The organism is Rhodovulum strictum (assembly GCF_009649175.1).
Taxonomy (GTDB): Bacteria; Pseudomonadota; Alphaproteobacteria; order Rhodobacterales; family Rhodobacteraceae; genus Rhodovulum; species Rhodovulum strictum.
In genome coordinates this window covers 136,618-160,310 of the sequence record NZ_WJPO01000002.1, presented here as the reverse complement: position 1 = coordinate 160,310, position 23,693 = coordinate 136,618, and the positions used below count along the sequence as shown (strand labels likewise).

General features: G+C 66.8%; 20 protein-coding genes. 11 read left to right on the top strand and 9 right to left on the bottom strand.

The window, feature by feature from the left end:
- The 3 genes from nusA to infB are packed head-to-tail and all read left to right on the top strand — an operon-like array spanning position 1 to position 4,793.
- Positions 1-1,605, top strand: a complete 1,605-nt coding sequence (gene nusA, locus GH815_RS02445; RefSeq protein ID WP_153747147.1) for a transcription termination factor NusA — start codon at positions 1-3, stop codon at positions 1,603-1,605.
- Between the two features lie 22 nt (positions 1,606-1,627).
- Positions 1,628-2,248, top strand: coding sequence for an RNA-binding protein (locus tag GH815_RS02440; protein WP_153747146.1), 621 nt, complete (start codon positions 1,628-1,630; stop codon positions 2,246-2,248).
- 7 nt (positions 2,249-2,255) lie between these two features.
- Positions 2,256-4,793, top strand: coding sequence for a translation initiation factor IF-2 (gene infB / locus GH815_RS02435; protein WP_153747145.1), 2,538 nt, complete (start codon positions 2,256-2,258; stop codon positions 4,791-4,793).
- 76 nt (positions 4,794-4,869) lie between these two features.
- On the opposite strand, the gene GH815_RS19365 is transcribed toward infB, so the two are convergent.
- From GH815_RS19365 to GH815_RS02420, 4 genes are all read right to left on the bottom strand, one after another.
- Positions 4,870-5,004: a hypothetical protein gene (locus GH815_RS19365; protein WP_281354765.1), complete on the bottom strand. Its 135-nt coding sequence runs from the start codon at positions 5,002-5,004 to the stop codon at positions 4,870-4,872.
- 122 nt (positions 5,005-5,126) lie between these two features.
- Positions 5,127-5,525 (bottom strand): 8-oxo-dGTP diphosphatase MutT, encoded by a 399-nt coding sequence (gene mutT, locus GH815_RS02430; protein WP_153747144.1) that lies wholly within the window; start codon positions 5,523-5,525, stop codon positions 5,127-5,129.
- Positions 5,522-6,874: a bifunctional glutamate N-acetyltransferase/amino-acid acetyltransferase ArgJ gene (argJ, locus tag GH815_RS02425; protein ID WP_407072159.1), complete on the bottom strand. Its 1,353-nt coding sequence runs from the start codon at positions 6,872-6,874 to the stop codon at positions 5,522-5,524. The genes mutT and argJ overlap by 4 nt, the downstream gene beginning before the upstream one ends.
- Before the next feature lie 47 nt (positions 6,875-6,921).
- A complete protein-coding gene (locus GH815_RS02420) occupies positions 6,922-7,767 on the bottom strand; it encodes a peptidylprolyl isomerase (RefSeq protein WP_153747142.1) in 846 nt (281 codons plus the stop codon).
- A gap of 184 nt (positions 7,768-7,951) precedes the next feature.
- Between GH815_RS02420 and secA the strand changes: the two genes are divergently transcribed.
- Both secA and GH815_RS02410 read left to right on the top strand, forming a co-directional pair.
- Positions 7,952-10,675 (top strand): preprotein translocase subunit SecA, encoded by a 2,724-nt coding sequence (gene secA / locus GH815_RS02415; protein WP_153747141.1) that lies wholly within the window; start codon positions 7,952-7,954, stop codon positions 10,673-10,675.
- A gap of 90 nt (positions 10,676-10,765) precedes the next feature.
- Positions 10,766-12,307: a substrate-binding domain-containing protein gene (locus tag GH815_RS02410; RefSeq protein WP_153747140.1), complete on the top strand. Its 1,542-nt coding sequence runs from the start codon at positions 10,766-10,768 to the stop codon at positions 12,305-12,307.
- 7 nt (positions 12,308-12,314) lie between these two features.
- Here the strand turns inward: GH815_RS02410 and GH815_RS02405 are convergent, their stop codons facing one another.
- A complete protein-coding gene (locus GH815_RS02405; protein WP_153747139.1) occupies positions 12,315-13,001 on the bottom strand; it encodes a response regulator transcription factor in 687 nt (228 codons plus the stop codon).
- Between the two features lie 155 nt (positions 13,002-13,156).
- Here GH815_RS02405 and ribA point away from each other — a divergent pair, with 155 nt between their 5' ends.
- The gene (gene ribA / locus GH815_RS02400; RefSeq protein ID WP_153747138.1) at positions 13,157-14,233 is read left to right on the top strand and encodes a GTP cyclohydrolase II; all 1,077 of its coding nucleotides are present in this window, start codon (positions 13,157-13,159) and stop codon (positions 14,231-14,233) included.
- Between the two features lie 13 nt (positions 14,234-14,246).
- Here ribA and GH815_RS02395 read toward each other — a convergent pair whose 3' ends face one another.
- Entirely contained in the window at positions 14,247-14,447 is a 201-nt protein-coding gene (locus GH815_RS02395; protein WP_246176280.1) for a hypothetical protein, read from the bottom strand.
- 123 nt (positions 14,448-14,570) lie between these two features.
- On the opposite strand from GH815_RS02395, the gene GH815_RS02390 reads away from it, so the two are divergent.
- The gene (locus GH815_RS02390; RefSeq protein WP_153747137.1) at positions 14,571-15,065 is read left to right on the top strand and encodes a L,D-transpeptidase family protein; all 495 of its coding nucleotides are present in this window, start codon (positions 14,571-14,573) and stop codon (positions 15,063-15,065) included.
- Positions 15,066-15,077: 12 nt separating this feature from the next.
- Here GH815_RS02390 and GH815_RS02385 read toward each other — a convergent pair whose 3' ends face one another.
- From GH815_RS02385 to GH815_RS02375, 3 genes are all read right to left on the bottom strand, one after another.
- Complete coding sequence (locus GH815_RS02385) at positions 15,078-15,731, bottom strand: YggS family pyridoxal phosphate-dependent enzyme (protein WP_153747136.1); 654 nt, start codon at positions 15,729-15,731, stop codon at positions 15,078-15,080.
- Positions 15,728-17,521 carry a tetratricopeptide repeat-containing sulfotransferase family protein gene (locus GH815_RS02380; protein ID WP_246176279.1) on the bottom strand — a complete coding sequence of 598 codons (1,794 nt, stop codon included), beginning with the start codon at positions 17,519-17,521 and terminating at the stop codon, positions 15,728-15,730. Before GH815_RS02380 ends, GH815_RS02385 begins: the two co-directional genes overlap by 4 nt.
- 127 nt (positions 17,522-17,648) lie before the next feature.
- Positions 17,649-18,653 (bottom strand): porin, encoded by a 1,005-nt coding sequence (locus GH815_RS02375; RefSeq protein WP_153747135.1) that lies wholly within the window; start codon positions 18,651-18,653, stop codon positions 17,649-17,651.
- A 243-nt stretch (positions 18,654-18,896) separates the two neighbouring features.
- Between GH815_RS02375 and GH815_RS02370 the strand changes: the two genes are divergently transcribed.
- The 4 genes from GH815_RS02370 to holA all read left to right on the top strand — a co-directional run bounded on the left by GH815_RS02370 (position 18,897) and on the right by holA (position 23,689).
- Positions 18,897-19,439: a DUF3576 domain-containing protein gene (locus GH815_RS02370; protein WP_153747134.1), complete on the top strand. Its 543-nt coding sequence runs from the start codon at positions 18,897-18,899 to the stop codon at positions 19,437-19,439.
- An 83-nt stretch (positions 19,440-19,522) separates the two neighbouring features.
- Positions 19,523-22,183 (top strand): leucine--tRNA ligase, encoded by a 2,661-nt coding sequence (leuS, locus tag GH815_RS02365; protein WP_153747133.1) that lies wholly within the window; start codon positions 19,523-19,525, stop codon positions 22,181-22,183.
- The gene (gene lptE / locus GH815_RS02360) at positions 22,170-22,664 is read left to right on the top strand and encodes an LPS assembly lipoprotein LptE (protein ID WP_153747132.1); all 495 of its coding nucleotides are present in this window, start codon (positions 22,170-22,172) and stop codon (positions 22,662-22,664) included. Before leuS ends, lptE begins: the two co-directional genes overlap by 14 nt.
- Positions 22,661-23,689 (top strand): DNA polymerase III subunit delta, encoded by a 1,029-nt coding sequence (gene holA / locus GH815_RS02355; RefSeq protein WP_153747131.1) that lies wholly within the window; start codon positions 22,661-22,663, stop codon positions 23,687-23,689. Before lptE ends, holA begins: the two co-directional genes overlap by 4 nt.
- The last annotated feature ends 4 nt before the right edge of the window (positions 23,690-23,693 follow it).

Here is a 23,693-nt window from a genome sequence, read left to right as displayed (position 1 = left end):
ATGGCGATTACCTCTGCCAACCAGCTTGAACTGCTTCAGACCGCCGAAGCGGTGGCGCGCGAGAAGATGATCGACCCCGATCTGGTCGTTCAGGCGATGGAGGAAAGCCTCGCCCGGGCCGCCAAGTCGCGCTACGGCTCGGAAATGGACATCCGCGTGTCGATTGACCGCAAGACCGGCCGCGCGACCTTTACCCGGGTGCGCACCGTCGTCGCCGATGAAGAGGTCGAGAATTACCAGGCCCAGCTGACCGTCGCGCAGGCCAAGCAGTATCTCGACAATCCGCAGATCGGCGACACCATCGTGGATGAGGTGCCGCCGGTGGAAATGGGCCGGATCGCCGCGCAAAGCGCCAAGCAGGTGATCCTGCAAAAGGTGCGCGAGGCCGAGCGCGACCGGCAATACGAGGAATTCAAGGACCGCGCCGGGACGATCATCAACGGTGTCGTCAAGCGCGAGGAATACGGCAACGTCATCGTCGATATCGGCCGGGGCGAGGGCATCCTGCGCCGGAACGAAAAGATCGGCCGCGAAAGCTATCGCCCGAACGACCGCGTGCGCTGCTACATCAAGGATGTCCGCCGCGAGACGCGCGGCCCGCAGGTGTTCCTGTCGCGCACCGCGCCCGAGTTCATGGCGGAACTGTTCAAGATGGAAGTGCCGGAAATCTATGACGGCATCATCGAGATCAAGGCCGTCGCCCGCGACCCCGGCTCGCGCGCCAAGATCGCCGTGATTTCCTATGACAACTCGATCGACCCGGTCGGCGCCTGCGTCGGCATGCGCGGCAGCCGCGTGCAGGCCGTTGTGAACGAGTTGCAGGGCGAAAAGATCGACATCATCCCGTGGAACGAGGATCAGGCCACCTTCCTCGTGAACGCGCTGCAACCCGCCGAGGTCACCAAGGTCGTGATCGACGAGGAGGCGGGCAAGATCGACGTTGTGGTGCCGGACGAGCAGCTTTCGCTGGCCATCGGCCGTCGCGGCCAGAACGTGCGGCTGGCCAGCCAGCTGACCGGGCTTGACATCGACATCATGACCGAGGCCGAGGAAAGCCAGCGCCGTCAGGCCGAGTTCGAGGAACGCACGCGGCTGTTCATGGACACGCTCGATCTGGACGAGTTCTTTGCCCAGCTTCTGGTCTCCGAGGGCTTCACCAATCTCGAAGAGGTCGCCTATGTCGATCTGGACGAGCTTCTGGTGATCGAGGGCGTCGACGAAAGCACCGCAAGCGAGCTTCAGGCCCGCGCCCGCGACCATCTGGAAGAACAGAACCGCAAGGCGCTGGAACATGCGCGCGAACTGGGCGTCGAGGACAGCCTGATCGAGTTCGAGGGCCTGACGCCCCAGATGATCGAGGCGCTGGCCGAGGACGGGGTCAAGACGCTGGAAGATTTCGCCACCTGCGCCGATTGGGAACTGGCCGGCGGCTGGACCACCGTCGATGGCGAGCGGGTCAAGGACGAGGGCCTGCTTGAAAAGTTCGACGTCTCTCTCGAAGAGGCGCAGAATCTGGTGATGACCGCGCGTGTCATGCTGGGCTGGGTCGATCCCACCGAGCTTGAGGGCGAGGACGAAGACGGCGAAGAGGAGGCCGGGGCCTGATCCCAGGCCCGGGATGGGTGACATGGGCCGAGCAGGCGCGCGGACAGCCGCGACCGAGCCGGAACGGCGCTGCATCGCCACCGGCGAGGTTCAGCTCAAGGCGGGGCTGATCCGCTTTGTCGTGGGCCCCGATGACGGGATCGTGCCAGACCTTGCGGGCAAGCTGCCCGGCCGGGGCATCTGGGTCGCGGCGGACCGGGCGGCGCTGGAGCTGGCGATCCAGAAGCGGCTGTTCGCACGGGCGGCAAAGCGGCAGGTCACCCTGCCCGAAGGTCTGGTCGATCTGGTCGAGGCGGGGCTGTTGCGCCGCGTGGTCGAGGGGCTGTCGCTGGCGCGCAAGGCCGGGCAGGCGGTGGCCGGATACGAGAAGGTCAAGGGCTGGCTTGACAGCGGCCAGGCCGCGGTTCTGGTCCAGGCCAGCGACGGGTCCGAGCGGGGCAAGACGAAGCTCAGGCCCCCGCGACGCGAGGGCGCATATATCGGCTGTCTGACGGCCGGGGAAATCGGTTTGGCTTTCGGCCGCGAACATGTGATACATGGCGCGCTTGCGGCTGGCGGACTCACGGAACGTGTAGTAGAGGATGCAGCCAAGCTTTCGGGCATCCGCACGAAGATCGGGGGCGAGGCCCCCGGAAAGGGTTGAAGGCCTTATGGACGATACTGACGGCAAGAAGACACTGGGGTTGCGCGGCGGCTCGCGATCCGGCCAGGTGAAGCAGAGCTTCAGCCACGGCCGGACCAAAAGCGTTGTCGTCGAGACGAAGCGCAAGCGCGTCGTCGTGCCCAAGCCCGGTGCCGCGAAATCCGGTGCGGGTTCTCCCGCGGGCGTGTCGGGTGGCGACCCGGCCAAGCGCCCGGCCGGGATTTCCGATGCCGAGATGGAGCGCCGTCTGAAGGCCCTTCAGGCCGCCAGGGCGCGCGAGGCCGAAGAAGCCGCGCAGCGTCTGGCCGACGAGCGCCAGCGCGAGGAAGAGCGCCAGCGCCGCCGCGATGAGGCCGAGGCCAAGGAACGCGAACAGCGCGAGATCGAGGAAGCCGCCCGCCGCAAGGCCGAGGAGGAAGAGAACGAGCGCCGTCGCAAGGACGCGGACAAGGCCGCCAAGGCCGCCAAGGCCGCCGCTCCGGCACCTGCGCCCGCTGCCGCTCCTCCGGCTGCCGTTGTCGAGACCGATCCGGCCAAGGCCGCCGCCGCGGCCGCCAAGGCGGCTTCGGCCCCGCGCAAGACCGACCGCGAGCGCGAGCGCACTGACGACCGTCAGGCCCGCACCAAGGCCAAGGATGACAGCCGCCGCGCCGGCAAGCTGACGCTGAACCAGGCGCTGGATGGCGGCGAAGGCGGCCGCCAGCGGTCGCTGGCCGCGATGAAGCGCAAGCAGGAACGGATGCGCCAGAAGGCGATGGGCCGCGGCGACACGCGCGAAAAGGTCGTGCGCGATGTCCAGCTGCCCGAACAGATCGTGGTTTCCGAGCTTGCCAACCGCATGGCAGAGCGCGTGGCCGATGTGGTCAAGGCGCTGATGCAGAACGGCATGATGGTCACCCAGAACCAGACCATCGACGCCGATACCGCGGAACTCATCATCGAGGAATTCGGCCACCGCGTTCAGCGGGTGTCGGATGCCGATGTCGAGGACGTGATCGACTCGCTGGAAGACAATCCCGAGGATCTGCTGCCGCGTCCGCCGGTCATCACGATCATGGGTCACGTCGACCACGGCAAGACCTCGCTGCTGGACGCGATCCGAAATGCCAAGGTCGTCGCCTCCGAAGCGGGCGGCATCACCCAGCATATCGGTGCCTATCAGGTGCTGACCGATGGCGGCGCCAGGCTGACCTTCCTCGACACGCCGGGCCACGCGGCCTTTACCTCGATGCGGGCGCGCGGGGCGCAGGTCACCGATATCGTGGTGCTTGTCGTTGCGGCCGATGACGCGGTGATGCCGCAGACGGTCGAGGCGATCAACCACGCCAAGGCCGCCAAGGTGCCGATGATCGTGGCGATCAACAAGATCGACAAGCCCTCGGCCAACCCGACCAAGGTGCGCACCGACCTGTTGCAGCACGAGGTCGTGGTCGAGCAGATGTCGGGCGAGGTGCAGGATGTCGAGGTTTCGGCGCTGACCGGCCAGGGGCTGGACGAGTTGCTGGAGGCGATTGCCCTTCAGGCCGAGATCCTTGAACTCAAGGCGAATCCGAACCGCGCGGCCGAAGGTGCGGTGATCGAGGCGCAGCTTGACGTGGGCCGTGGCCCGGTCGCGACCGTTCTGGTCCAGAAGGGCACGCTGAAACGCGGCGATATCTTTGTCGTGGGCGAGCAATGGGGCAAGGTCCGCGCGCTGATCAACGACAAGGGCGAGCGCGTCGAGGAAGCCGGACCCTCGGTGCCGGTCGAGGTGCTGGGCCTGAACGGCACGCCCGAGGCGGGCGATGTTCTGAACGTGGTCGAGACCGAGGCCCAGGCGCGCGAGATCGCCGAATACCGCGAGTCGAAGGCCAAGGAAAAGCGCGCTGCCGCCGGGGCTGCCACGACGCTGGAACAGCTCATGGCCAAGGCCAAGGACGACGCGAACGTTGCCGAGCTGCCCATTCTGGTCAAGGCCGACGTTCAGGGCTCGGCCGAGGCGATCGTGCAGGCGATGGAGAAGATCGGCAACGAGGAAGTGCGCGTGCGCGTGCTGCATGCCGGTGTCGGCGCGATCACCGAGACCGATGTGGGTCTGGCCGAGGCGTCGGGTGCCCCGATCATGGGCTTCAACGTCCGCGCCAACACGCCCGCGCGGAACGCCGCCAACCAGAAAGGCGTCGAGATCCGCTATTACAGCGTGATCTACGATCTGGTGGATGATGTGAAGGCTGCGGCAAGCGGGCTTCTGTCGGCCGAGATCCGCGAGACCTTTATCGGCTACGCCCAGATCCGCGAGGTCTTCAAGGTGTCGAATGTCGGCAAGGTTGCTGGCTGCCTGGTCACCGAAGGGGTGGCGCGCCGGTCCGCGGGCGTGCGTCTGCTGCGCGACAACGTGGTGATCCACCAGGGCACGCTGAAGACGCTGAAACGCTTCAAGGACGAGGTGTCCGAGGTCCAGTCCGGCCAGGAATGCGGCATGGCCTTCGAGAATTACGACGATGTCCGCCAGGGCGACATCATCGAGATCTTCGAGCGTCAGGAGGTCGAGCGCACGCTCGTTTGATCCTTTTGCCATGCCAACGCGAAAAGGGGCGTCCACAGGGCGCCCCTTGTTTGTTGGATCACCGAGGAATGGTGCCTCAGGCGGCCTTGTTGACCGGCTTGCCCGTGAAAAGCCGATTGCCGACACGAACAACGATGCGACCGTCCGGCTGACGCGCCACAAATGAACCTTGAACCGACACGCACGAGCCCAGCACAATTGTCAGGATCATCAGTCCGTCCTTCATTCGGATACAATTCTGTCGTAACTTGGGCGACTCTCTTAAAGAAATTTAATTTCGTCGCAGGGGTCGCGGATGCGCGGATTTCCGCTTGTCCCCGGCGCGCTGCTGGCTCAGAGCCAGTCGCGCAGGATCGGGATCAGCGGCAGGTCGGCGGGCGGCATCGGGTAGCTGCGCAGGTCATTGGCGCGGACCCAGGCCAGCGCCTGTCCCTCGTGCCCATGCGGCTGGCCCTGCCATTTGCGGCAGATGAACAGCGGCATCAGCAGGTGGAAATCCTCGTAGCTGTGACTGGCGAAGGTCAGCGGGGCCAGGCAACTGGCCCAGGTGTCGATGCCCAGTTCTTCCTTCAACTCGCGCATCAGCGCCGCCTCGGGCGTTTCGCCGGGCTCGACCTTGCCGCCGGGAAATTCCCAGAGCCCCGCCATCGACTTGCCCTCGGGGCGCTGCGCGAGCAGCACGCGGCCGTCTGCATCCACCAGCGCGACGGCCGCGACCAGCACCAGTTTCATGAGCGGTAATCGGCGTTGATGTCGATATAGCGATGCGTCAGATCGCAGGTCCAGACCGTCGCCGCGCCCGTGCCGACGCCCAGATCCACGCCGATCACCAACTCGTCGCGGCGCATGTAGGCGGCGCCCGCTTCCTCGGCATAGCCTTCGGAGACCCAGCCGTTTTCGGCTACAAGGATGTCGCCGAAGCGGATCGACAGCCGGTCGCGGTCGGCCTTGGCGCCGGATTTGCCCACGGCCATCACGATCCGGCCCCAGTTCGGATCCTCGCCCGCGAGCGCGGTCTTGACCAGCGGCGAATTGGCAATCGCCATGGCGGCCTTTTTCGCGTCGGTGGCACTGGCTGCGCCGGTGACCGCGATCTCGACGAATTTCGTCGCGCCCTCGCCGTCGCGCACTACCTGTTGCGCCAGATCCAGCATCACGCCGCGCAATGCGTCCTGAAAGATTCGGGCCGAGGCGCTGCGCAGGTCGGTGATCGCGGGCGCCCTGGATTTGCCCGTGGCCGCCAGCAAGAGCGTGTCCGAGGTCGAGGTGTCGCCATCGACCGTGATGCAGTTGAAGGTTTCATCGGTCAGCTTGCTCAGCATCCGCTGCAACGGTACCTGCGCGATCTGGGCATCGGTGAAGATGTAGACCAGCATCGTCGCCATGTCGGGCGCGATCATGCCCGAACCCTTGGCAATGCCCGCGATCCTGACCTCTTGCCCGTCGATCTCGACCGTGGCGCTGGCGCCCTTGGGGAAGGTGTCGGTCGTCATGATCGCGCGCGCCGCCAGCGCCAGCCCCTCGGGCGAAAGCCGCGCGGTCAGATCGTCCAGGACTGCCGTGATCTTCTCATGCGGCAGCGGTTCGCCGATCACGCCGGTCGAGCTGGTGAAGACGCGCGCCTCGGGCACGCCTGCGGCCTGTGCCACACCGGCGCAGATCGCCAGCACGGAATCGACGCCGCGCGCGCCGGTGAACGCATTGGAATTGCCCGAATTCACCAGAATCGCCGCGCCTTGCCGCGGCCCGGCCTTGGCGCCGATCTTGGCCTCGCAATCAAGCACCGGCGCCGAGCGCGTGGCCGAGCGGGTGAAGGCCCCCGCGATCGTCGTGCCGGGCGCAAGGCGGGCCAGCATCACGTCCAGCCGCTCCTTGTAGCGCACGCCCGCCTCGGCCGCGGCGAATTCCGCGCCCGCGATCACCGGCAGGGCGGGAAAGCCGCCCGCGGGTGCCAGCGGCGACAGCGATGCGGCGCGCACCGGCGCTGCGGCCGGGGCCGATGCCGATTCCAGTTCCTGACGCAGCCGGGCAAGCTCGCGCTTCAGCGGCTTGACCTTGGCTTTGGTGATCTTCTTCTCGATCTTCTTTTTCGACTTGGCCATCGCCGTCCCTCTGCTGCGCCTGCGGATCAGTCTTCGACCAGCTCGCGATTCTTCAGGATCGCGGGGTCGATCTCCAGTTCGGTGCGGATGACCTTTGCCTCGGCGGTGTGCCGCTCCAGCGCCGCCTCCATCGCATCGCGCTGGATCTGCTGGATGATGCCGTCGCGCACCTCGTCCAGCGGCGGGGCGTCCTTGAGCCGGGATTCGTGCAGCTTGACCAGGTGCCAGCCGAATTGCGTCTCGAACGGGCCGGACACGGTGCCCGGTTGCATCGCGACCACGGCATCCTCGAAGGATTGCACCATCATGCCCTTGGTAAACCAGCCCAACTCGCCCCCCATCGGTCCCGAACTGTCGATCGAGGTTTCCTTGGCGACCTCGCCGAAATCGTTGCCCTCCCTGACCTTGGCAAGGGCGGCCTGAGCTTCTTCCTCGGTCTCGACCAGGATATGGGCGGCGCGGTATTCGGTCGTGGGCTCGGCCCCGGAATAGGCGGCGTCATAGGCGGCCTGAATCGCCTCGTCGGTCGCGGCCTCGCGGGCAATCCGCGCAAGCGCCTCGCCGGCCAGGAAGGACCGCCGCTCGTTCTCAAGCGCAAGCCGCGCCCCCAGCGACAGCCGGTCGCCGACCTGTTCGGCCACGGCGCTCTGGCGGACAAGCTGATCGAGGATCGCCTCGTAGAGCACGTCATCGGGCAGCGACTGATACTCGAACGGCAGTTGCGAGCGCATGACGATCATGTGGCCCAGCGTGATCTCGGTTGCGCCGACACGGGCCACGACGGTTTCGGGGCCGATGTCGTCCGCTGCGGCGGGGAAGGCCAGCCCGGCCATCAGGGCCAGCGCAAGCAGCGGTTTCAGGGCTCTGGGCATAGGGGCAACTCCTTTCGTGCCGCGTGCTCGGGCGACGTTGACACCATTCTGGCCGCCCCTTACATCGCAGGTGGTCCTTGGGGCCGGTCCTCTGACTCTGGCCACTTCTATTGCCGCATCGACAGGCGGGCAAGGCGTCCGTCGAACACCATCGCTTGAGACAGGCAGCCGCCGCGGAGAGAACATGCTGGGCATCGGAACAGTCACCCGTAAGGTCTTTGGCACCAGGAACGACCGCATGGTCAAGAAGGTGCGCCCGCTGGTGGCCCGCGTCAACGAGCTGGAGCCCGAGTTCCAGGCGCTGACCGACGAGGGCATCAAGGACAAGACCCGGGAACTGATGCGGCGCTGCGCCGATGGCGAGGATCTGGACGATCTGCTGCCCGAAGCCTTTGCCAATTGCCGCGAGGCCGCGCGCCGGGCGCTGGGCCTGCGCGCCTTTGACGTGCAGCTTGTCGGCGGCATCTTCCTGCATCGCGGCAACATCGCCGAGATGAAGACCGGCGAGGGCAAGACGCTGGTCGCAACCTTCCCGGCCTATCTGAACGCGCTGACCGGAAAGGGCGTGCATATCGTCACGGTCAACGACTATCTGGCCAAGCGCGACGCCGAATGGATGGGCAAGGTCTTTGCCCATCTCGGCATGACGACGGGCGTGGTCTATCCTTGGCAGCCCGAAGAGGAGAAGCGCGCCGCCTATCGTGCCGACATCACCTATGGCACCAACAACGAGCTTGGCTTCGACTATCTGCGCGACAACATGAAGGCCGAGCTGAAGGACATGTCCCAGCGCGGCCACCATTTCGCGATCGTCGACGAGGTCGACTCGATCCTGATCGACGAGGCGCGCACGCCGCTGATCATCTCGGGGCCCAGCCAGGACCGGTCCGAACTGTATGTCGCGATGGACAAGGTGGTGCCCGACCTGACCGAAGAGCATTACAAGCTCGACGAAAAGACCCGGATCGTGACCTTCACCGAGGAAGGCAACGAGTTCATGGAAGAACGCCTGCACGAGGTGGGCATCCTTCCCGAGGGCCAGTCGCTTTACGATCCCGAAAGCACGACCATCGTCCACCATGCGACCCAGGCGCTGAAGGCGCACAAGCTGTTCCTCAAGGACAAGGACTATATCGTTCGCGACGGCGAGGTGATGCTGATCGACGAGTTCACCGGCCGGATGATGCGCGGCCGCCGCCTGTCCGAGGGTCTGCACCAGGCCATCGAGGCCAAGGAAGGCGTCAAGATCCAGCCCGAGAACGTGACGTTGGCCTCGGTCACCTTCCAGAACTATTTCCGCCTTTACGAGAAACTGGCGGGCATGACCGGCACCGCGGCCACCGAAGCCGAGGAATTCATGCAGATCTACGGCCTTGGCGTGGTCGAGATCCCCACTAACCGCCCCGTTGCCCGCAAGGACGAGCATGACGCCGTCTACCGCACCGCGCGCGAGAAGTTCGAAGCCATCGTCGCCTCGATCAAGCAGGCGAATGAGCGCGGCCAGCCGGTTCTGGTCGGCACCACCTCGATCGAGAAATCCGAGAAGCTGGCCGAGCTTCTGAAAAAGGACAAGATCCCCCACAACGTCCTGAACGCCCGCCACCACGAACAGGAAGCCAAGATCGTCGCCGAGGCCGGCCGCTTTGGCGCTGTGACCATCGCCACCAACATGGCCGGTCGCGGCACCGACATCCAGCTTGGCGGCAATGTCGAGATGAAGGTGATGGAGGCGCTGGCCGCCGACCCCGAGGCGCATCCCGACGAGATCCGCGCCCGGATCGAGGCCGAACATGCCGACGAGAAACAGAAGGTGCTGGAGGCGGGCGGTCTGTTCGTCCTGGGCACCGAGCGGCACGAATCGCGGCGCATCGACAACCAGTTGCGCGGCCGTTCGGGGCGGCAGGGCGATCCGGGGCTGTCGGCCTTCTTCCTGTCGCTCGAAGACGACCTGATGCGCATCTTCGGATCGGACCGGCTGGACAAGGTGCTGTCCACGCTGGGCATGAAGGAAGGCGAGGCCATCGTTCACCCCTGGGTGAACAAGTCGCTTGAAAAGGCCCAGGCCAAGGTCGAGGGCCGCAACTTCGACATCCGCAAGCAATTGCTCAAGTTCGACGACGTGATGAACGAGCAGCGCAAGGTCATCTTTGGCCAGCGGCTGGAAATCATGAAGGCGGCCGACCTGTCCGAGATCGTTCAGGACATGCGCCATCAGGTGATCGACGATCTGGTCGAAACCTACATGCCGCCGAAATCCTATGCCGACCAGTGGGATACCGAAGGTCTGCACGAGGCGGTTGTAGATCAGCTCAGCATCGACGTTCCGGTTGCCGCATGGGCCGACGAAGAGGGCGTGGACGACGAGGAAATCCGCGAACGGCTTTACGACGCCGCGGACGAGGCGATGGCGGCCAAGGCGGCGCAGTTCGGCCCCGATGTCATGCGCAACATCGAAAAGCAGGTTCTGTTGCAGACCATCGACACCAAATGGCGCGAACATCTGCTGACGCTGGAACATCTGCGCTCGGTCGTGGGCTTCCGCGGCTATGCCCAGCGCGACCCGCTGAACGAGTACAAGACCGAATCATTCACCCTGTTCGAATCGATGCTGAACGCGCTGCGCGAGGAGGTCAGCCGCAAGCTGGGCCAGATCCGGCCGCTGACCGAGGAAGAGCGCGGCGCGATGATGCGCCAGTTGGCCGAGCAGCAACAGCAGATGGCCGAGGCCGCAGAACAGGCGACCGCCCAGCATCCCCCTGCCCCCGGCGAAGCCCCACCGCCCGCCGAAGGCGCCATCGAGGGCTTTGACGAGACCCGGCCCGAGACCTGGGGCCGACCGGGGCGCAACGATGCCTGCCCCTGCGGTTCGGGACGCAAGTTCAAGCATTGCCACGGCCAGCTTGTCTGATCGGAACCCGGCGGGCGACGATCCGGTGTTGAAAAACCGGTCCCCGCACCGGAAACTCGCCGCCAACTGAGGCGGACAGGTTCCCTTGTGATGCGGTTCTTCGGATGCGCGGCGCTGACCGCCGCGCTGCTCTCCCTTCTCGGCGCCCCCGCCCGGGCACAGGATGTCACGCTGACCTCGCGCGATGGCGCGGTCGAGATCAGCGGCGTGCTGATCGGGTTCGACGGCGAATTCTATCGCGTCGACACGATCTATGGCCCGCTCACCCTCGATGGTCAGGGCGTTGTCTGCACCGGCCCCGGCTGCCCGGACATGGAAGCCCATGTCGCCCGCTTCCGCCTCTCGGGCACGCCCGTTCTGGGCGAGATGCTGATGCCTGCCCTGATCGAAACCTATGCCGACCAGCGCGGCCTGGCCGTCGCCAACGAGCATGACCTTTTCGTGCTCAGCGATCGCGAGACCGGCCACAGGGTTGCCGAGATCGCGCTGGGGCTGGTCAGCACCGAGGAGGGTTTCGCCGATCTGCTGGCGGATGCGGCCGATATCGTCATGGCCGCCCGCGAACCCCGCCCAGACGAGATCGAACGGCTGCGCGAGGCGGGATTCGGCGATCTGTCGGATCCGGCGCGACGCCATGTCGTGGCGCTGGATGCGATCGTGCCGGTGGTTGCGCCGGGGCATCCGGTGCAGCATCTGGCGATCGAGGCGGTGCTTGGCATCGTCACCGGCCAGATCACCGACTGGGCCGATCTGGGCGGCCCCGATGCGCCGGTGACGGTGCATCTGCTGGACCGCCAGAACGGGCTGCAACAGGCGATTGCCCTGCGGCTGCTTGACGGCGCGTCACCGACGCCCGCGGCGCGGCGCCACAAGGATGCGGCCGCGCTGTCTGCCGCGGTGGCTGCCGATCCGCTGGGCTTCGGGCTGACCCGGTTCTCGGCGCTGGGCGATGCGCAGCAATTGCCGCTGATCGGGACGTGCGGCTTGCGGCAGGTCGCCACCCGGCAATCGGTCAAGACCGAGGATTATCCGCTTGTCGCGCCCCTGTTCCTGTACACGCCCGCCCGCCGTCAGCCGCTTTTCGTTCGCGAATTCTTCGACTGGCTCGACACCGCGCCTGCGCAACTGGTGATCCGCCGCGCGGGGTTCGTTGACCAGTCGCGCGACACCATCCCCTTTGGCCGGCAGGGCGACCGGCTGGCCCAGGCCATTGCCCAGGCCGGTCCCGAGGTGCCGCTTTCGGAATTGCAACGCCTTGTCGCGGCGCTGGCCGGGGCGGAACGGCTGACCACCACCTTCCGCTTCCGCGAGGGCGGCTCGTCGGAACTGGACGCGCAGTCCTTCGGCAATGTCGGCGCGCTGGCCCGTGCGCTGGAGGCGGGGCTGTTCGACGGACGCACGCTGATCTTTGCAGGCTTTACCGATGGCGACGGCCCGGCCGAGGCCAATCTGGGCATCGCCCGGCTTCGGGCCGAGGCGGTGCGCGATGCCGTCGAGGCTGTCGCGACCGCCGCCGATCTGTCGCGCGTGACCCTGCGGGTCGAGGCGTTCGGCGAGGTGCTGCCGATCGCCTGCGACCAGAGCCCATGGGGCGGCGTCACCAACCGCCGGGTCGAGGTCTGGATCCGCTGATGCCCGCTCAGGCGACCAGCCGGTAGCCCCCCGACTCGGTCACCAGAAGCCGCGCGTTCGAGGGATCGGGCTCGATCTTCTGGCGCAGCCGGTAGATATGGGTCTCCAGCGTGTGCGTGGTGACACCCGCATTGTAGCCCCAGACCTCGTGCAGCAGCACATCGCGCGCCACAACGCCCTCAGAGGCCCGATACAGGAACTTGAGGATGTTGGTTTCCTTTTCGGTCAGCCGGATCTTGCGCTCGTCCTCGGTGATCAGCATCTTCATCGCGGGCTTGAAGGTATAGGGCCCAAGCTGGAAGATCGCGTCCTCGGACTGTTCGTGCTGGCGCAACTGCGCGCGGATGCGGGCCAGAAGCACGGGGAACTTGAACGGCTTGGTTACGTAATCGTTCGCCCCGGCATCAAGGCCAAGGATCGTGTCGGCATCGCTGTCATGCCCCGTCAGCATGATGATCGGGCATTTGACATTCTGCTTGCGCATCAGGCGGCACAACTCGCGCCCGTCGGTATCGGGCAGGCCGACATCCAGGATCACCAGATCGTAGATCGCCGCCTTGGCCTTTTCCAGCGCCTCGTGACCGCTGCCCGCCTCGAACACGTCGAAATCCTCGGTCATCACAAGCTGCTCGCTCAGCGCCTCGCGCAGGTCTTCGTCATCGTCGACCAGCAGGATTTTCTTCAGGTTGCTCATGGGTCTGCCTCCTCTGTCCATTTGCCGCTCAGATGTGGATGGCGGGCGCGGTCACAAGTTTTGCAACAGGTTGCTCACGTAAGCGTGTGGCGGGGAAGGGAATTGTTTCATATCTGTCGGCTTTGGCGCTACAGACGCGCAGGAAAGGATCGCCCATGCCGCTTGGCCCCGACAGCACCGAACGCATCGCGCGCGCCCGCGGCGATCTGCGCATGGGCGTGCCTGTGGTGGTGGGCGGGCTTGTGGTCGCCGCGGCCGAGACGCTGACCCCCGAACGGCTGGCGGCCTTGCGCGGGCTGGGGGATGCGGTGCTGGCGATCACCGCGCGGCGGGCGGCAACGCTCAAGGCGCGGCCCTATGATGGCGACATCGCGCGGCTGCGCCTGCCCGCCGATATCGGACCCGGCTGGGTGCAGGCGGTGGCCGATCCGGCGGATGATCTGCAAAACCCGCTGCTCGGGCCGTTCGTGTCGCTGCGGGACGGCGATGCGGCGTCACATCGCGCGGCCATCGGGCTGGCGAAATCCGCACGCCTCTTGCCCGCGGTGCTGGCGGTCGAGATCGCCGATCCCGCGGGGCTGGCCGCGGCGCAGGGCCTGACCCTTGTCACTCTGGCCGAGGCTGCGGCGGCGCTGGCGGATGAAACGCATCTTGCCGAGGTTGTCTCGGCCCGGGTGCCGCTTGCGGTTTCGCAGGCAACCCGGCTGCATGTCTTCCGCCCTGCCGATGGCAGCGAGGAACATTACGCGGTCGAGATCGGCACCCCCCCGCGCGGCGCGCCGGTGCTGGCGCGGCTGCATTCGGCCTGTTTCACCGGCGATCTGCTGGGCAGCCTGAAATGCGATTGCGGCGCGCAACTGAACGCCGCGCTGGCGCAGATGGGGGCCGAGGGCGCAGGCGTTCTGCTTTACCTGAACCAGGAGGGGCGCGGCATCGGGCTTGCCAACAAGATGCGCGCCTATTCGCTTCAGGATCAGGGCTTTGACACGGTCGAGGCGAACCACCGGCTCGGCTTCGAGGATGACGAGCGCGATTTCCGCCTCGGCGCGGCGATCCTGCGCGAGATGGGGTTTTCCGCCGTCCGGCTGATGACCAACAACCCCGCCAAGATCGAGATGATGCGCGCCAATGGCATCGACGTCGTCGGCCGCGTGCCGCTCAAGGTCGGGCACACGGCCGAGAATGCCCGCTACCTTGCGACCAAGGCCGAGAAGTCCGGGCATCTGCTGTAGCGCGGGGCCTGTCTCAGCCCTGATGCGGCGGGCGCATCTGGCGGATCGCCGATTCGATGGCGCGCCAGGTTTCGGCATCCGACTCCTCGCCGGCCGCCTCATGCGCGGCGGCCTTCTGCGCCGCCTCGGCCTGCGCCTTGTCGCCATGGGCTGCCAGGAGAGAGCGGGCGTATTCCATCACCTTGGCCGTTTCCATCTCGAACCTCCGTGTCATGGTTGCACCTGGGCAGGCCAGACGACCCGCCCGACGACTAGTTTACCATGATCCGCGCGACCGGGGCTTGATCGACCGCAAGACCCCTTCCCCTGACCGCCCCCTTCGGCCAGTCTGCCCGTCATGCGTGCAACCGACCTTGTCCTGACCCCGACCCATCTGCGCTTTGCCGGGCGCCGCTTTCCCCGATCCATCGGGCGCGGTGACATCACCAGTGACAAGCGCGAGGGTGACGGCGCGACGCCCCGGGGCATCCACCGAATCGTCGGCATGCTGTATCGCCCCGACCGGATGTTGCCGCCCGCGCCCTGGGCGGTGCCCATCGGACCCACTGACCTGTGGTCGGACGATCCCGGGCATGAGGATTACAACCTCATGGTCCGCGCGCCCTATAGCCACAGCCACGAAAGGCTGCGCCGGGCCGATCCGCTTTACGATCTGGTGCTGGTCACGGACTGGAACTGGCCCTTCGCCCAGCGCGGGCGCGGCTCCGCGATCTTTCTCCATCAATGGCGCAAGCCGAGGCACCCGACGGCGGGCTGCATCGCGCTGGCCCGCCATGACCTGCGCTGGATCGCGGAACGGCTGACGCCGGACAGCCGGTTGATCGTGCCTTAGCGGCGCGCGGCCTCAGTCATAGGCGCGCGAGCCAAAGATCGCCGAGCCGACCCGCACATGGGTCGCGCCGAAGGCGATGGCCTGTTCGAAATCGTCGCTCATCCCCATCGACAGGCCCGACAGCCCGTTGCGCGCCGCGATCCTTGCCAGCAATGCGAAATGCAGCGCGGGTGTTTCTTCCACGGGCGGGATGCACATCAGCCCCCGCACCGGCAGATCCAGCGCGCGGCATTCGACGATGAACCCATCCGCCTCGCCCGGCAGAACCCCCGCCTTCTGCGGTTCCTCGCCCGTGTTCACCTGGATGAACAGGTCGGGGCTGGCGCCGCGCTCCTGCGCGTGGTCGGCCAGGCGCTGGGCCAGCCTGATCCGGTCGAGTGAATGGATCGCGTCGAACAGCTCGACCGCCTGCCGGGTCTTGTTGCTTTGCAGCGGGCCGATCAGGTGCAGTTCGACGCCTGCGAAGCGGTCCATCAGCGCGGGCCATTTGCCTGCCGCCTCCTGAACGCGGTTCTCGCCAAAGACGCGCTGACCGGCCGCCAGCACGGCCTCGACCCGGTCGAGCGGCTGCACCTTGGATACCGCGATCAGCGTGACCGAGCCGGGCGCGCGCCCCGCGTCGGCCTCGGCCTGTGTTACCCTTGCGCGAATCTCGTCCAGGCTCATTCCGTTCCCCCTTGCTCGACCGCATCGCCCAGCGCCTCGATCAGCGGGGCAAGCTCATCCGCGTGGCGCTGCCAACCCTTCAGCGACGAGGCATAGATCGGCTGGCGCACCTGATGCAGGCTGAGTGTCGAGACCCGCCGCTCGGTCTTGTGGAAATCCAGGCAGCCGTCTTCCCAGTCAAGCCCGGCGGCTGCGATCAGGGCGCGGGCCTGGGGTTCGGGGTCGGCGATCAGATCCTCGTAGCGGATTTCGTGAAAGCCGCCGGGCAGCCTGTCGCGCCAGAAATCGACCAGTTCCAGGAACATCCGGGTGTAAAGCCCCAGGTCGCGCAGGTCATAGGCGTAGCGATGCGTGCCTTCGGCAAAGATGTTCTTGTAGATCGACAGGCAGGTGTCGCGCGGGTCGCGATGCACCACCACGATACGCGCATTGGGCAGCGCCAGCCGCACCAGCCCGGCGACCATATAGGTCTGGATCGACTTGTCGGTGACGATGTCGGCACCCGGCAGGCGCATGCGGAAATGCGCCTCGATGGCATGGCCGAACCCGGCGATTTCCTCGTCCGACAGCGCCGAAACGGGCCGCAGCCCGCCCGCCCCGTCCGATAGCAACCGCATTGCCTCGGGCATGACGAAGCCCAGTTCGCCGCCGCCGGTCACGCGCGAATGGCTGGCGATGATCTGTTCCACCAGTGTCGTGCCCGATCGCGGCATGCCGGTGACGAAGACCGGGGCGTAACCCGACGTGCCCGGCACGCGGCGGGCGGTGAAATCGGTATCGGCAAAGGCGGTCCTCACCGCGTCGATCTCGGCCCGGCGTTCGGCGATGTCATAGGGGTAAAGCTTGCGCATCAGCGCGTTGGCCTTGTGCAGATAGCCAAAGATGCGGTCGTCGCGGCGGATGTCCTCCATCGCCTTGGCAAGTGCAAAGCCCAGGTTCATCCGGCTGTGATCGCTCAGGTCCGGCCGCGCCCAGAGCGTTTCCATTTCCGCGATCAGCGGATCGTCGGGCGCCAGCTTGCGGCCCTTGACCATCAGCCGGTAGGGCTCGCCATCCCGGGGGTTCAGCGCGATGGCGCGGCGAAAGCCTGCATCGGCCTCGTCGAAGCGGCCCATCTGTTGCAGCAGGATCGCGCGGCGGCCATGGGTTTCGGGGCGGTCGGGGGCGGCGGAAACGGCGCGGTCATGGGCGGCAAGCGCGGCCTCGGTCTGGCCCGATCCGTCCAGCGCGCGGGCATGCGCGGTGTGGGTTTCGGCGCGGTTGTCGCCCAGCGCGATGGCCCGGCCAAACACGTCGGCGGCGGCGGCGAAATCCTTGGCGCGCAGCAGGGCCTGACCCAGCCGGACCTGCGGTTCGGCCGCGTCGGGCAGGGCCTGTGCGGCGCGGCGCAGCGCATCCAGCGTTTGGGCGGGCGTCGCCGCCGGGGGCGCCAACGCCTCTTGCAGGCGGGCAAGGACCGGGGCGGGCAGGCGTGCCGCCTTGGCCTTGCGCTGAAAGCTGCGGATGCGGGTGCGGTCGGCCAGCGCGGCCAGCGCCTGCGCCCAGGCCAGCCAGATCGCGGGCTCGGCCGGTTGGGCCTCGGCGGCGCGTTCGAAATGCTGGGCGGCGCGTTTCGGGGCGCCGCGGGTCATGGCGATCCGGCCCATCTGGAACAGCGCCTCGGCCTGACGCGGGCGGGCGGCCAGCACGTCGCGCAGCCGCGCCTCGGCGCCGTCAAGATCGCCTGCGGATTGCCGGGCAAGGGCCTCTCGGTACAGTCGGGCGATCTGGGCGGGGTCGGGGGGCTGCATGGGCACCGGGTCACAAGGCTTCGGTGCCGGACCTAGCATGGGCGGCGGCACTTGTCGAACCCGTGCCCCGCAACGAAAAAGAGCGGGCACAAGGCCCGCTCTTCCCCTATCGACAAGCCGGTAAGGCTTAGAACGACATCGCCACGCCGAACGACCAGGTCTCGACGTCGTCGGCGATCACGCCGGTCGGGCCGTCGGAGTCGCCATAGCCGAGATGGACCGAGGCACCGCCGCCCAGGTCATAGGCGACCGCCAGGCCGTAGCCCTTGATCTTGCCAACGGTGTCAACGTCAAACTGACCCCAGTTGACGCCGAACGACCAGGCGTTGATCGAGTAGCCCATCGACAGGCCGATGTGGTCGGCGTCGACCGCACCCGGGAAGTTCCAGTCCGAATAGGCCAGACCGGCGACGAAGCCGTTCTGGAAGTCGGCGGTCGCCGAAACGCCCCAGACATCGACATCGCCAGCGGCAAACGGGGTCGCGACGGTGAAGTTGTCGATGTTGCCGGGCAGGTAGGTGCCGTCCTGCTCGAAGGTCTGGTAGGCAAGGCCCAGGCCGATATCGACGCCGGTCATCGAGGTCTTGTAGCTGACGCCCAGGGCATAGCCGTCATCCAGCGCGCCGGTGTCGTCCAGCTCCATCGACGCCGAGAAGCCGAAATCGCCGAAATTGTAATCGTAGCGCAGGATCTGGTTGTCATAGGCACCGTCGCCATAGCCACCCAGGTAACCGGCGTGGATGGTTTCGTCGTCACCGATGGTGCCGGGGTTGCCGATGTTCTCGGTCAGGCGGAAGTCCATCGCGCCGTCGATTTCGCCCATCGTCAGGGTGCCGAACGCGCCCGAGATGAACATCGCGGTGTTGTCGGCCGCGAAGTTGCCGTTGGCTTCGCCTTCGGCTTTCTGGATCTCGGTGCTGACGCCGACGGTGATGCCCATGTCGGTCTCGGTCGTGGCCGAGAATTTCAGCATCAGGTCGTTGTGGAACTGGGTTTCGCCGTCGCTGAAACCGGTGCTGTTGTCACCGCCGCCCACGACACCCATTTCCCCGTAGCCCGAGAACGTGATCTCGGCGGCAGCGAAGCCGGCCGAAGCAACCAGCGCAGTGGTCGCGAAGAGAACCTTTTTCATGGTTTTCCCTCATTCGATTAAAGATGCACCTCAGGCCGGAGCATCCGATCTGAGTATGTTCCGGGTTTCGCTCTTGCCCCCCTCAAATGCAAGGAACACCGCCAGCCCCCCGGAACGCTGCCCCCGATTGATGCAGCAAAGCCACACACCCCCCGCGCCCAAGCGGACGTGGCGCAAGGGAAAAACCTTGTCCGCCCCGACCCGCTCCGGTAAAGACCGGCGAAGGACAACGAGGGCGCAGGCATGACCTTCCACCGCATCGCGCGCGGGGCACTGATCGGGACGATGGCTGTCGGACTGGCCGGCTGTGGCGGCGGGCTGTTCGGCCGCAGCGCCCCGTCCCCCGAACAGGACGCCGCCCGGATCGAGGCGCGCGAGGCCAATATCGCGCGGCAGTTCGAGAACACGCCCGCGGCCGAGATTCGGCGCGAACGCCAGGAGCGCGGCTCGATCTTCGACCTGTTCGGCAATGCCGACGACCCGAACACCACGGTCGAGGTGAACAAGTATCTCTGGCAAGCCTCGCTGGAGGTGCTGAACTTCCTGCCGATTCGGTCTGTCGATCCGTTTTCGGGCGTGATCGTCACGGGTTACGGCACGCCGCCCGGCGGCGGTCGGGCCTATCGCGCGACCGTCTATGTGCAGGATCCGGCGCTGGACGCACGCTCGCTCAAGGTGTCGCTGCACAGCCAGTCGGGCGCGGTCGATGCCGCCACCGTGCGCGCGGTCGAGGATGCGATCCTGACCCGCGCCCGCCAGATCCGCATCCGCGACAGCAAGCTCTGACGCCCCACTGGACGCCCCGCGCGGCGCCGATTATGCACGACGCCGGGCCACCCGCGCCCGGCGTTTGACTGAGGATTGCTGACATGGCGCGCTACACCCCGGCCGAGATCGAGCGGAAATGGCAGGACGCATGGGAGGCCGACGCCACGTTCCGCGCCTGCCACGACCCGGCCCGGCCGAAATACTATGTGCTGGAAATGTTCCCCTACCCGTCGGGGCGCATCCATATGGGGCATGTGCGCAACTACACCATGGGCGACGTCGTGGCGCGCTACAAATCGTCCTGCGGTTTCAGCGTGTTGCACCCGATGGGCTGGGACGCGTTCGGGATGCCCGCGGAAAACGCGGCGATGGAACGCGGCGGCCATCCCAAGGACTGGACCTATGGCAACATCGCCGACATGCGCGCGCAGATGAAGCCCCTGGGCCTGTCCATCGACTGGAGCCGCGAATTCGCCACCTGCGACCCGGAATATTACGGCCAGCAGCAGGCGATGTTCCTGGACATGCTGGCGGCGGGGCTGGTCTATCGCAAGAACGCCACCGTGAACTGGGATCCGGTGGACATGACGGTTCTGGCCAACGAGCAGGTGATCGAGGGCAAGGGCTGGCGGTCGGGGGCCCCGGTGGAACGGCGCGACCTGACGCAATGGTTCTTCCGCATTTCCGATTTCGCGGACGAGTTGCTGGCGGCGCTGGACGGGTTGGAGAACTGGCCCGAAAAGGTCAAGCTGATGCAGCGCAACTGGATCGGCAAGAGCCGCGGGTTGCAGATGGCGTTCGGGCTGGTGGACGGGCCCGAGGGATTCGACCGGATCGAGGTCTACACGACGCGCCCCGACACGCTGATGGGGGCGAGTTTCCTCGGCATTTCGCCCGACCACCGGCTGGCGAAGGCGCTGGAGGACGGCAACCCCGAGGTGGCCGCCTTCTGCGCCGAATGTCGCCGGATGGGGACCAGCGAGGAAGAGCTGGAAACAGCCGAGAAGAAGGGTTTCGACACCGGGCTGAGGGTGCGCCATCCGTTTGATCCGGAATGGGAACTGCCGGTCTACATCGCCAATTTCATCCTGATGGATTATGGCACCGGTGCGATCTTCGGCTGCCCGGCGCACGACCAGCGCGACCTGGATTTCGCGCGGAAATACGGGCTGCCTGTGACCGATACCTTCGTGGCGCTGGAGGGCGGCGAACCGGTTGGCGAGGTGGCCTTCGTGCCGCCCAAGACCGAAGCCGTGCGCTGGCTGAAAGCCTTTGGCTGGGACGAGGTGGCCACCGGCGAACAGGCCATCGACGCCGCGATTCGGTTCTGCGAGGAAAACGGCGTCGGCCATGGCGTGACCAAGTTCCGCCTGCGCGACTGGGGCATCTCGCGGCAACGCTATTGGGGCTGCCCGATCCCGGTGGTGCATTGCGAAGGCTGCGGCGTGGTGCCCGAGCGGAAGGAGAACCTGCCCGTCCGGCTGCCCGACGACGTGAGTTTCGACCAGCCGGGCAACCCGCTGGACCGGCACCCGACCTGGGCCAGTTGCACCTGCCCGAAATGCGGGGCCGCGGCGCGGCGCGAAACCGACACGATGGATACCTTCGTGGATTCGTCCTGGTACTACGCCCGCTTCACCGCGCCCCATTCGGCGACGCCCACCGATCTGGCCGAAGCGGACTACTGGATGAATGTCGACCAGTATATCGGCGGCATCGAGCACGCGATCCTGCACCTGCTCTATTCCCGGTTCTTCGCCCGCGCGATGCAGATCACCGGCCACCTGCCCGCCAAGGCGAAGGAGCCCTTCGATGCGCTGTTCACGCAAGGGATGGTGACGCACGAGATCTACATGACGCGCGACGCCGCGGGCCGGCCGGTCTATCACCTGCCCGAGGAGGTGGAGTTTCGAAATGGCAAGGCATATCTGAAGCGCCCACTGCAAGATCAGTCCGGAGACTTTCTTCAGGATTCGAGTGGGCGCCCATTGTTCGCAAATGATGTCGAGGTCATCCCCTCGGCCAAGATGTCGAAATCCAAGAAGAACGTGGTCGACCCGGTCAGCATCATCGAAAGCTTCGGCGCCGATACCGCGCGCTGGTTCGTGCTGTCGGACAGCCCGCCGGAACGCGACGTGGAATGGACCTCGGCCGGGGCCGAGGCGGCGCACCGGCACCTGGGCCGGGTCTGGCGCATCGCGAACGGCATCGCCGAGGAAATGGATCAGGGGGGCGGGATCGCCGTCTACGAGTCCGAAGGCCAGGGCGCGGCTTCGGGGGGTGGAGACGACCTGACCCTGCGCCGCGCCCTGCACAAGACGATCCATGATGTGACAATGGGGATCGAAAGCTTCGGCTTCAACACCTCGGTCGCGAAACTCTATGCCTTTACCAACACGCTGGCGAAATCGCAGGCCGCGCTGCCCGCGCGGCGCGAGGCGGCGATGGTCATGGCGCAGCTCATGGCGCCGATGACCCCGCATCTGGCCGAGGATATCTGGTCCATGCTGGGCGGTCAGGGCCTGATCGCCCGCGCCCCCTGGCCCAAACCCGACCCTGCGCTGCTGATCGAGGATACCGTCACGCTGCCGATCCAGATCAACGGCAAGCGCCGCTCGGAAATCGCGGTGCCGCGGGACATGGACGCCGCCGAGGTTGAAAAGCTGGTGCTGGCCGACGATGCTGTGCTCAAGGCGCTGGAGGGCGGCGCCCCGAAAAAGCTGATCGTCGTGCCGGGCCGCATCGTCAATGTCGTCGTCTGACCGCCGCACCCTTGTCCTTGGTCTTGCCGCGCTGGCGCTGGGCGGCTGCGGGTTCCGTCCCGCCTATGGGCCCGGGGGCGTGGCCAGCGACCTGCGCGGCGGCATCGCGATAGACCCGCCCGACACGCGCAACGCCTTTGCGCTGGTCGAACGGCTGGAGGATCGGCTGGGCCGGGCCGAGGCGCCGGTCTACCGGCTGGGCTATCGCATCGGTACAAGCCGCAAGGCGCTGGGAATCACCGGCGCGCAGGAAACCACGCGCTACACGATCGAGGGCGATCTGACCTTTGAGCTTGTCGAGATCGCGACCGGCCGTCTGGTGCAATCCGGCAATGTGACGGCGTTCTCCGCCTATTCCGCGACCGGCAGCACGGTGGCGACCCTTGCCGCCGAGCGCGATGCGGAACGGCGGCTGATGGTGATGCTGGCTGACCAGCTTGTGACGCGGCTGATCGCCACCGCCCCCGGCCGCGCGCGATGAAGCTTTCCCCCCGCGAGGCCGCGCGCTATTTCGCCCGGCCCGATCCCGACGGCGCGGGGCTGTTGCTTTATGGTGGCGACCCGATGCGCGTGGCGCTCAAGCGGCAAGAGGTGATCGCCCGGCTGCTGGGCCCCGGCGCCGAAGAGGAAATGCGCCTGACCCGGCTTTCCCCGGGCGATCTGCGCGGCGATCCCGCGGCGCTGGGCGATGCGCTCAAGGCGCGCGGCTTCTTTCCCGGCCCGCGGGTGGTGTTCCTGGACGAGGCGACCGATACGCTGGCCGACATGATCGAGGCGGCGCTGGCCGACTGGCAGCCGGGCGACGCGCAGCTTGTCGTCACCGCGCGCCAACTGACCCCGCGCTCGGCGCTGCGCAAGCTGTTCGAGGGGCATCGCACCGCCATCGCCATCGGCATCTATGACGACCCCCCGGGCCGGGACGAGATCGAGGCGATGCTGGCCGCAGCCGGACTGACCGGGCTTGACCGCGCCGCGATGGGGGCGCTGACCGATCTGGCGGGGGCGCTCGACCCGGGCGATTTCCGCCAGACGGTGGAAAAGCTTGCGCTGTTCAAGCTGGGCGATTCTGCCCCCGTCACCGCGGATGACGTGGCCATCTGCGCCCCCCGCTCGACCGAGGCGGATGCCGATGCGCTGATCCATCTGGTGGCCGAGGCGAAGGGCAACCAGATCGCCCCGATGCTGCGCCGGCTCGAAGCGCAGGGGGTAACCCCGGTGACGCTGTGCATCGCCGCAACCCGGCATTTCCGCGCGCTGCACGCCGCGGCCGCGGACCCGGGCGGTGCGGCGCAAGGCATTGCGCGCGCCCGCCCGCCGGTGCATTTCAAGGCGCGCGACCGCATGGTGCGGCAGGCGCAGGGCTGGGGCGTGCGGCGGCTGGAACAGGGGCTGGGCCTGTTGATCGACACCGATCTGCAATTGCGGTCGTCCAGCCGCGCGCCGCAGATGGCGGTGATGGAACGTTGCCTGATCCGGCTGGCCCATCTGGGTGCGTCGCGGTCTTGACGGC

Bases quoted from the DNA above. Each gene is read 5' to 3' on its own strand.
- GH815_RS02410 (WP_153747140.1), top strand. From the start codon at position 10,766: ATGCGGTTCTTCGGATGCGCGGCGCTGACCGCCGCGCTGCTCTCCCTT.
- GH815_RS02420 (WP_153747142.1), bottom strand. From the start codon at position 7,767: ATGCCCAGAGCCCTGAAACCGCTGCTTGCGCTGGCCCTGATGGCCGGG.
- GH815_RS02385 (WP_153747136.1), bottom strand. From the start codon at position 15,731: ATGAGCCTGGACGAGATTCGCGCAAGGGTAACACAGGCCGAGGCCGAC.
- ribA (WP_153747138.1), top strand. From the start codon at position 13,157: ATGCCGCTTGGCCCCGACAGCACCGAACGCATCGCGCGCGCCCGCGGC.
- GH815_RS02390 (WP_153747137.1), top strand. From the start codon at position 14,571: ATGCGTGCAACCGACCTTGTCCTGACCCCGACCCATCTGCGCTTTGCC.
- nusA (WP_153747147.1), top strand. From the start codon at position 1: ATGGCGATTACCTCTGCCAACCAGCTTGAACTGCTTCAGACCGCCGAA.
- secA (WP_153747141.1), top strand. From the start codon at position 7,952: ATGCTGGGCATCGGAACAGTCACCCGTAAGGTCTTTGGCACCAGGAAC.
- mutT (WP_153747144.1), bottom strand. From the start codon at position 5,525: ATGAAACTGGTGCTGGTCGCGGCCGTCGCGCTGGTGGATGCAGACGGC.
- infB (WP_153747145.1), top strand. From the start codon at position 2,256: ATGGACGATACTGACGGCAAGAAGACACTGGGGTTGCGCGGCGGCTCG.
- GH815_RS02405 (WP_153747139.1), bottom strand. From the start codon at position 13,001: ATGAGCAACCTGAAGAAAATCCTGCTGGTCGACGATGACGAAGACCTG.
- GH815_RS02370 (WP_153747134.1), top strand. From the start codon at position 18,897: ATGACCTTCCACCGCATCGCGCGCGGGGCACTGATCGGGACGATGGCT.
- GH815_RS02380 (WP_246176279.1), bottom strand. From the start codon at position 17,521: ATGCAGCCCCCCGACCCCGCCCAGATCGCCCGACTGTACCGAGAGGCC.
- GH815_RS02440 (WP_153747146.1), top strand. From the start codon at position 1,628: ATGGGCCGAGCAGGCGCGCGGACAGCCGCGACCGAGCCGGAACGGCGC.
- GH815_RS02375 (WP_153747135.1), bottom strand. From the start codon at position 18,653: ATGAAAAAGGTTCTCTTCGCGACCACTGCGCTGGTTGCTTCGGCCGGC.
- leuS (WP_153747133.1), top strand. From the start codon at position 19,523: ATGGCGCGCTACACCCCGGCCGAGATCGAGCGGAAATGGCAGGACGCA.
- holA (WP_153747131.1), top strand. From the start codon at position 22,661: ATGAAGCTTTCCCCCCGCGAGGCCGCGCGCTATTTCGCCCGGCCCGAT.
- lptE (WP_153747132.1), top strand. From the start codon at position 22,170: ATGTCGTCGTCTGACCGCCGCACCCTTGTCCTTGGTCTTGCCGCGCTG.
- GH815_RS02395 (WP_246176280.1), bottom strand. From the start codon at position 14,447: ATGACACGGAGGTTCGAGATGGAAACGGCCAAGGTGATGGAATACGCC.
- GH815_RS19365 (WP_281354765.1), bottom strand. From the start codon at position 5,004: ATGATCCTGACAATTGTGCTGGGCTCGTGCGTGTCGGTTCAAGGTTCA.